Genomic DNA, 7,369 nt, shown 5'->3' on the forward strand with positions numbered 1-7,369 from the left:
GGGCGCGGCCCGTCAGAACGCGGCCCGTCAGAGCGCGGTCAGTCAGAGAGCGGGCCGTCAGAGAGCGGGGAACCAGATCCCGATCTCGCGCTCGGCGGACTCCGGCGAGTCCGAACCGTGCACGAGGTTCTCGCGGTTGGAGAGCGACAGGTCGCCGCGGATGGTGCCCGGAGCCGCCTTGCGGCCGTCGGTGGCGCCGTTCAGGGCGCGCACCACCTCGATCGCCTCGTCACCCTCGAGCACCATCGCGACCAGCGGGCCGCTGGTGACGAAGTCGCGCAGCGGCGGGTAGAAGTCGCGCTCGACGTGCTCGGCGTAGTGGGTGTCGGCCAGGCTCGCGTCGATCGTCCGGTGCTCGAGGGCGACGATCGTCAGCCCCTTGGCCTCGAAGCGGGAGATCACCTCTCCGACCAGGCCGCGACGGACGGTGTCGGGCTTGAGCAGGACCAGGGTGCGCTGGGGGGTCGACATGGCCCGCAGCCTATCGAGGCGCTCCGCCGGCGGCGAGTCGGCGTACGTCGTCGGGGCCCACCTGCCACTTGTGGTTGCTCAAATAGCGCTCACCTGCCACTTGTGGTTGCTCAACAGCGCTCACCTGCCAGTTGTGGTTGCACCCGCACAACCACAACTGGCAGGTGAGCGGCCTTGGCCCAACCAGAAGTGGCAGGTCAGCGCAACCAGAAGTGGCAGGTCAGCGGCCTTGGGCGTGGAAGGCGGCGTACGCCGCGGCGCGCTCGCGTTCGATCTTGCGCCCCAGGAAGTCGGCGGTGCCCCAGAGCAGGGCGAAGATCCCGCCGAGCAGGAACATCAACGGGATCACGAAGCCCAGCGCGACGGCGGCGACCTGGATCGCCCAGCCGGCCGAGTAGGCCCACGAACGGCGGAGCATCCCGGCGAGCAGCAGGCAGGCCACCATCAGGCCGAGACCGATCACCAGCGACGTCCGGGTCGAGACCTCGGCCACCGAGATCAGCACCGGGGTGGTCAGCCCGAGGGCGATCGCCTCGAGGGTCAGGATCGCCGCACACATCCCCCGGCGCGGGGAGCGGGTGGGCGCGGGCGGCGTCGTCTCGGCCGTCTCGGCGGACTCGGCGGACTCGTCCGACTCAGCGGACTCGGCGGACTCGCCGGGCTCAGTCATGACCACCTCGGCGGGTCAGCATGCTCCGGGCCTCGCCGACGGTGATCACCGAGCCGGTCACCAGCACGGCGCCCGAGCCGAGCGGGTCGCCGAACGCATCCCCCGCCTCGGCCAGGGCCGCCGCCTGCTCGATCGCGTCGCCGAGCACCGGGGCGATCGTCACCCGGTCCTCGCCGAAGATCTCGATGGCGGTCTCGGCGAGCTGCGCCGCCGGGAGCGCGCGGTCGGTGGAGTTCTGCGTGCACACCACGTGCGCCAACTGGGGCTCGAGCGCGTTCAGCAGCCCCTCGTGGTCCTTGTCGGCCATCACCCCGAGAACGCCGATCAGCGGCGAGAAGGCGAAGGAGTCGTCGAGCGCGTCCGCCAGCGCCTCGGCGCCGTGCGGGTTGTGCGCGGCGTCGAGCACGATGGTCGGGCTGCGCCGGATCACCTCGAGGCGACCCGGTGAGGTGACCTCGGCGAACGCGGCCCGGACGATCTCGTCGGACAGCGGTTCGTTGCCGGCGAAGGCCTCGACCGCCGCGAGCGCGATGGCCGCGTTCTGCGCCTGGTGAGCGCCGTACAGCGGCAGGAAGACCTCGTCGTAGTGGCCGCGCAGCCCCTGCAGCGAGATCACCTGCCCGCCCACGGCGGGCACCCGCGAGGTCACCGCGAAGTCGACGCCCTCGACGACCACGCGGGCACCGACCTCGGCAGCACGCTGCAGCAGGATCTCGGCGACCTCGGGCCGCTGCTCGGCGAGCACGGCCATCGAACCGGGCTTGATGATCCCGGCCTTCTCGCGCGCGATCTGCGCCGGCGAGTCGCCGAGGTACTGCGCGTGGTCCATCGCGACCGGAAGCACCACGGCCACCTGGGCGTCGGCGACGCTGGTGGCGTCCCAGGCGCCGCCCATGCCGACCTCGACCACGGCCACGTCGACGGGCGCGTCGGCGAAGGCGGCGTACGCCATCCCGACCACGGTCTCGAAGAAGGACAGCGGGTGGAGCTGGTCGGCGTCGACCAGGTGGGTGTACGGCGCGACGTCGTTGAAGGCGGCGACGAACTGCTCGTCGCTCAGGTGCTCCCCGTCGATGGAGATGCGCTCGGTCATCCGCTCCACGTGCGGGCTGGTGAAGCGACCGGTGCGCAGCTCCAGGGTGCGCAGCAGGCGGTCGATCATCCGCGAGGTCGAGGTCTTGCCGTTGGTGCCGGTCAGCTGGATCACGGCGAACGACGTCTGGGGCTCGCCGAGGAGCTCGACGAACGCCTTGATCCGGTCCAGCGAGGGCTCCAGCCGAGTCTCGGGCCAGCGGGAGAGCAGGGCGTCCTCGACCTCGGTGAAGGTCTCGGCGAGGCGGGGGGCGGCGGGGGTGTCTTCCATCGTGGCCCCAGTCTATTTGACGCACCGACGGCCCGGTGAAACGTCGCGCGCCACGAGAACACGTTCTAGATTGTCCGGATGCGGACAACAGTGGCGGTCGTGGACCAGCAGGGCGCGGAGTTCACCTTCGAGGAGGTGGAGCTCGACGCCCCCCGGGCGGACGAGGTGCTGGTGCGCATCGTCGCGACCGGCCTCTGCCACACCGACATCTCGCTGCGCGACGTGCTGCCGGCCGAGATGTTCCCCCGGGTCTTCGGTCACGAGGGCGCGGGCGTCGTGGAGGAGGTCGGCAGCGAGGTCAGCGGGATCAGCGTGGGCGACCACGTCGTGCTCAGCCTGCGCTCCTGCCGCTCCTGCTCCCGGTGCGAGCGCGGCGAGGTGGGGTACTGCGAGAACAGCATGCTGCTCAACTACATGGGCATGCGGATGGACGGCTCGACCACCCACACCCGCGACCAAGGGCCGCTCTACGGCTCCTTCTTCGGCCAGTCCAGCTTCGCCCGGCACGCGCTGGCCACCGCCGACAACGTGGTGGTCGTCGACCCCGACCTCGATCTCACCCGGGTCGGGCCCTACGGCTGCGGCTTCCAGACCGGCGCCGGCGCCGTGCTCAACGTGCTCCGCCCCGGGCCCGGCGACAGCCTGGCGGTGTACGGCGTGGGTGCGGTCGGCCTGGCGGCCATTGCGGCGGCCGTGGGCGCCGGGGTGGAGACGGTCGTGGCCGTCGACCTCGCGCCCGGTCGGCTCGAGGTGGCCGCGTCGTACGGCGCCCTGACCGTGAACCCGGCCGACCTGGGGGACGTCTCGCTGGTCGACACGGTCAAGGAGCTGACCGGTGGCGGCGCCAGTGGCGCGATCGACACCACCGCGGTGCCCGCCGTGATCAAGCAGGCCGCCCAGGCGCTCGGCCCCCGCGGCGAGCTGGTCATCCTCGGCCTGGGCGCCGAGGAGTTCTCGCTCGACGCGATCGACCTGATGCAGAACGGCAAGGTGGTGCGAGGCTCGGTGGAGGGCGACTCCGACCCCCTGGAGATGGTGCCGCGGCTGCTCGGCCTGAGTGCGGCCGGTCAGTTCGACGTCGACCGGCTCGTCGCGCCGTACGCCTTCTCCGAGATCAACACGGCCATGCACGACCTGCTCGAGGGCCGGGTGGTCAAACCGGTGCTGGTGTGGTGACGTCCCGGCGGATCAGCAGGTTCGCCATGTCGGTGACCGGCTCGAAGCCGAGCGCCTCGTAGATCCGGTTCGAGATCGGGTTCGCCTGGTCGGTGAAGAGACACACCCGCTCGGCCTGCGCCAGCAGGCGTGCCGTGACCGCCGCCACCGTGGAGCTCGCATACCCGCGCCCGCGGTGCTCGCGCGGGGTGTAGACCGGCCCGATCCGCGAGACGCCGAAACTGGGCAGGCTGGCACCGGTCAGGTGGACCACCTCCCCCGCCGCGTTCTCCCAGAGCCACACCCTGCCCGCGTCGATCCGGGCGCGGACGTCCTCGGGGGTCGACGGAGCCGCCCGATCGTCCGGCCTGCTCGTCGGCATCGGCGTGGAAGGCCGCGTACCAGCGCACGCAGACGTCGAGATCCGTTGCCCCGGCGAGCCGCAGCCGTCCGGGAACGGGCGCCGGCTCCACCAGGGTCGAGACCTCGAAGAGCCGGGTGTGCTGCTCCACCCCCACCGCACCCCCGGTCAGCGAGGCCGCCTCGTCGGCCGGCGCCCCGACCGCCGGCAGGGCGCCGTTCACGCCGGTCAGCTCCTCGCCCCGCTCGTGCAGCGCACGGGCGATCGCGCGGGCGGCCTCGTCGGCCATCGGCAGCACGAACAGCGGGTACGGCGCGAACGGCGCCGTCCGCATCGCCGCCCCCACGACGCGCCGGCCCTCGCGCACGGTGACCCACCACTGCGGGTGATCCGGTCGCCGCTCCCCCGCCAGGTCACGCGCGAGAGCCCGCTCGGTCACCGTGCAGACCACGGTGGCCAGCAGCGGATCCGCGGCGAGGAAGGGGCCTGCCGCCGCCAGGAAGTGCGCCGGATCCTCGGTGAAGTCCAGCGTCAGCTCTCCGGGCCCGAGGTCCTCAGTCATCCCCGGAGGCTAGGCAGTGCGCTCGCCTGCGACAACCGGTTTCCGGGGCGGCGTGCCGGCACCCTAGGATTTCGCCCATGACCGAGACTCCGAACGCCCCGGCCCCCGACGAGACGAGCACCGACCAGCGCGCCGTCGTCGTACCGGAGAAGCCGGCACTGGAGGGCCTCGAAGCGACCTGGAGCGCCCGGTGGAAGGCCGACGACACCTACGCCTTCGATCGCACCCAGCCCCGCGAGAACGTCTACTCCATCGACACGCCTCCGCCCACGGTGAGCGGCAGCCTGCACGTGGGCCACGTCTTCTCGTACACCCACACCGACCTGATCGCCCGCTTCCAGCGGATGCGCGGCAAGTCGGTCTTCTACCCGATGGGCTGGGACGACAACGGTCTGCCCACCGAGCGCCGGGTGCAGAACTACTACGGCGTGCGCTGCGACCCGAGCCTGCCGTACGACCCCGACTTCACGCCCCCGGAGAAGCCCGACCCGAAGAAGCAGATCTCGATCAGCCGCCCGAACTTCGTCGAGCTCTGCGAGGAGCTCGTGGAGCAGGACGAGGAGATCTTCGAGTCGCTGTGGCGCACTCTCGGCCTCTCGGTCGACTGGAAGCAGCACTACACGACCATCGGCCCGAAGGCCCAGCGCGCCAGCCAGCGCGCCTTCCTGCGCAACTTCGCCCGCGGCGAGGCCTACCTGCAGGAGGCGCCCACCCTGTGGGACGTCACCTTCCAGACCGCCGTCGCCCAGGCCGAGCTGGAGTCGCGCGAGTACGCCGGCGCCTACCACCGCGTCGCCTTCCACCGGCCCGACGGCTCCCCGGTCCACATCGAGACCACCCGCCCCGAGCTGATCCCCAGCGTGGTGGCGCTGATCGCCCACCCCGACGACGAGCGCTATCGGCCGCTGTTCGGCACGACCGTGACCAGCCCGGTGTTCGGGGTCGAGATCCCGGTGCTGGCCCACCCGCTGGCGGAGATGGACAAGGGCGCCGGCATCGCGATGTGCTGCACGTTCGGCGACCTGACCGACGTCACCTGGTGGCGCGAGCTGCAGCTGCCGGTGCGCACGGTGATCGGCCGCGACGGGCGGATGACCCGGGAGACGCCCGAGTGGCTGGCCGGCGAGCAGGCCGCGGCGGCGTACGAGGACCTCAAGGGCAAGACCTCGTTCTCGGCCCGCGAGGCGATGGTCGCCAAGCTGCGCGCGAGCGGCGACCTGGACGGCGAGCCCAAGCCCACCCAGCGGATGACGAACTTCTACGAGAAGGGCGACAAGCCGCTCGAGATCGTCGCCACCCGGCAGTGGTACATCCGCAACGGTGGCCGTGATGCAGGCGTCCGGGCCGAGATGGTCGAGCGCGGCGCCGAGGTCGAGTGGATCCCCGGCCACATGAAGCACCGCTACGACAACTGGGTCAACGGACTCAACGGCGACTGGCTGATCTCGCGCCAGCGCTTCTTCGGCATCCCGTTCCCGGTCTGGTACCCGCTCGACGACGAGGGCGAGCCGGACTACGCCCACCCGCTGATGCCCAGCGAGGCCGAGCTGCCGGTCGACCCCTCGACGGACGCGCCGAGCGGCTACTCCGAGGACCAGCGCGGCAAGCCCGGCGGGTTCATCGGCGACCCGGACATCATGGACACCTGGGCGACCTCGTCGCTGACCCCGCAGATCGCCGGCGGCTGGGAGGAGGACGACGACCTCTTCGCTCGGGTCTTCCCGATGGACCTGTGCACCCACGCCCACGACATCATCCGCACCTGGCTGTTCTCCCGGGTGGTCCGCGCCCACTTCGAGAACCACGCCGCCCCGTGGTCGCACGCGCTGATCTCGGGCTTCATCGTCGACCCGGACCGCAAGAAGATGTCGAAGTCCAAGGGCAACGCGGTGGTGCCCAGCGCGGTGCTGGACAAGTACGGCGCCGACGCCGTCCGCTGGCGGGCCGCCATGGCCCGCCCGGGCCTGGACTCGCCCTTCGACGAGACCCAGATGAAGGTCGGTCGTCGGCTGGCGATGAAGGTGCTCAACGCCTCCAAGTTCGTCATCGGCGGGGTCGGCGCGACGCAGCTGAACGCGTTCGAGGTCTCCGAGCCGATCGACTGCGCACTGCTGGGCGGGCTGGCCAACGTGGTCACCAAGGCGACGGAGGCCTTCGAGGCCTACGACTACACCACCGCGCTGGAGACGGTCGAGAAGTTCTTCTGGGCCTTCTGCGACGACTACCTCGAGCTGGTCAAGGAGCGCGCCTACGCCGAGGACGGCGGTCAGGCGACCGCGTCGGCCCGCGCGACCCTGGCGATCGCGCTCCAGGTGCAGCTGCGCCTGCTGGCGCCGTTCCTGCCCTACGTGACCGAGGAGGTCTGGTCGTGGTGGCAGGAGGGCTCGATCCACCGGGCCGCCTGGCCCACCGAGCTCGACCTGGGTTCCGCGGCCGCCGCCAGCCCGGCGACCCTGGAGGCCGTGGCGTCCGCGCTGATCGGGATCCGGGGCGCGAAGTCGCAGGCCAAGGTGTCGATGCGTGCCGAGCTGTCGAAGGTGGAGATCAGCGGGCCCGAGAACCTGGTCCGCGGCGCCGAGCTGGCCGCGGCCGACCTGCGACGCAGCGGCAAGATCACCGGCGACCTGGTCTTCACCGTCACCGACGGGTCCGAGATCTCGGTCGCAGCGGAGCTGGCGCCCACCGAGGACTGAGCGGGGGCAGATTCACTGGTTAACCAGTGAAACGTGCACTTCACCCGGGGAACTCCCCGCGTGAAGTGCACGTTTCCTGGGTTCAGTCGAGCGC

Annotated in this window: 7 protein-coding genes; 3 read left to right on the top strand and 4 right to left on the bottom strand. The window is 71.3% G+C overall.

The features are described from left to right. Window positions 1-57: 57 nt before the first annotated feature. The 3 genes from ndk to ABZE72_RS01080 all read right to left on the bottom strand — a co-directional run bounded on the left by ndk (window position 58) and on the right by ABZE72_RS01080 (window position 2,504). Entirely contained in the window at window positions 58-471 is a 414-nt protein-coding gene (ndk, locus tag ABZE72_RS01070) for a nucleoside-diphosphate kinase (protein WP_372727159.1), read from the bottom strand. 220 nt (window positions 472-691) lie between these two features. Beyond that, a complete protein-coding gene (locus tag ABZE72_RS01075) occupies window positions 692-1,141 on the bottom strand; it encodes a DUF4233 domain-containing protein (protein WP_372727160.1) in 450 nt (149 codons plus the stop codon). Further along, the gene (locus tag ABZE72_RS01080) at window positions 1,134-2,504 is read right to left on the bottom strand and encodes a folylpolyglutamate synthase/dihydrofolate synthase family protein (RefSeq protein ID WP_372727161.1); all 1,371 of its coding nucleotides are present in this window, start codon (window positions 2,502-2,504) and stop codon (window positions 1,134-1,136) included. The genes ABZE72_RS01075 and ABZE72_RS01080 overlap by 8 nt, the downstream gene beginning before the upstream one ends. 78 nt (window positions 2,505-2,582) lie before the next feature. On the opposite strand from ABZE72_RS01080, the gene ABZE72_RS01085 reads away from it, so the two are divergent. Beyond that, window positions 2,583-3,680, top strand: a complete 1,098-nt coding sequence (locus tag ABZE72_RS01085) for an NAD(P)-dependent alcohol dehydrogenase (protein ID WP_372727162.1) — start codon at window positions 2,583-2,585, stop codon at window positions 3,678-3,680. Here the strand turns inward: ABZE72_RS01085 and ABZE72_RS01090 are convergent. Then, window positions 3,658-4,041, bottom strand: a complete 384-nt coding sequence (locus ABZE72_RS01090; RefSeq protein WP_372727163.1) for a GNAT family N-acetyltransferase — start codon at window positions 4,039-4,041, stop codon at window positions 3,658-3,660. The two genes, ABZE72_RS01085 and ABZE72_RS01090, sit on opposite strands and share 23 nt — an antisense overlap. A gap of 116 nt (window positions 4,042-4,157) precedes the next feature. Here ABZE72_RS01090 and ABZE72_RS01095 point away from each other — a divergent pair, with 116 nt between their 5' ends. Further along, window positions 4,158-4,409, top strand: coding sequence for a hypothetical protein (locus ABZE72_RS01095; RefSeq protein WP_372727164.1), 252 nt, complete (start codon window positions 4,158-4,160; stop codon window positions 4,407-4,409). A gap of 250 nt (window positions 4,410-4,659) precedes the next feature. Continuing rightward, the gene (gene valS / locus ABZE72_RS01100) at window positions 4,660-7,275 is read left to right on the top strand and encodes a valine--tRNA ligase (protein WP_372727165.1); all 2,616 of its coding nucleotides are present in this window, start codon (window positions 4,660-4,662) and stop codon (window positions 7,273-7,275) included. Window positions 7,276-7,369: the final 94 nt, after the last annotated feature.

The organism is Nocardioides sp. (genome assembly GCF_041600255.1).
Lineage (GTDB): Bacteria > Actinomycetota > Actinomycetes > Propionibacteriales > Nocardioidaceae > Nocardioides.

What these genes read in the sequence shown, in the direction of transcription:
- ABZE72_RS01080 (WP_372727161.1), bottom strand. Translation starts at nt 2,504, where the DNA reads ATGGAAGACACCCCCGCCGCCCCCCGCCTCGCCGAGACCTTCACCGAG.
- ndk (WP_372727159.1), bottom strand. Translation starts at nt 471, where the DNA reads ATGTCGACCCCCCAGCGCACCCTGGTCCTGCTCAAGCCCGACACCGTC.
- ABZE72_RS01075 (WP_372727160.1), bottom strand. Translation starts at nt 1,141, where the DNA reads ATGACTGAGCCCGGCGAGTCCGCCGAGTCCGCTGAGTCGGACGAGTCC.
- ABZE72_RS01090 (WP_372727163.1), bottom strand. Translation starts at nt 4,041, where the DNA reads ATGCCGACGAGCAGGCCGGACGATCGGGCGGCTCCGTCGACCCCCGAG.
- ABZE72_RS01085 (WP_372727162.1), top strand. Translation starts at nt 2,583, where the DNA reads ATGCGGACAACAGTGGCGGTCGTGGACCAGCAGGGCGCGGAGTTCACC.
- valS (WP_372727165.1), top strand. Translation starts at nt 4,660, where the DNA reads ATGACCGAGACTCCGAACGCCCCGGCCCCCGACGAGACGAGCACCGAC.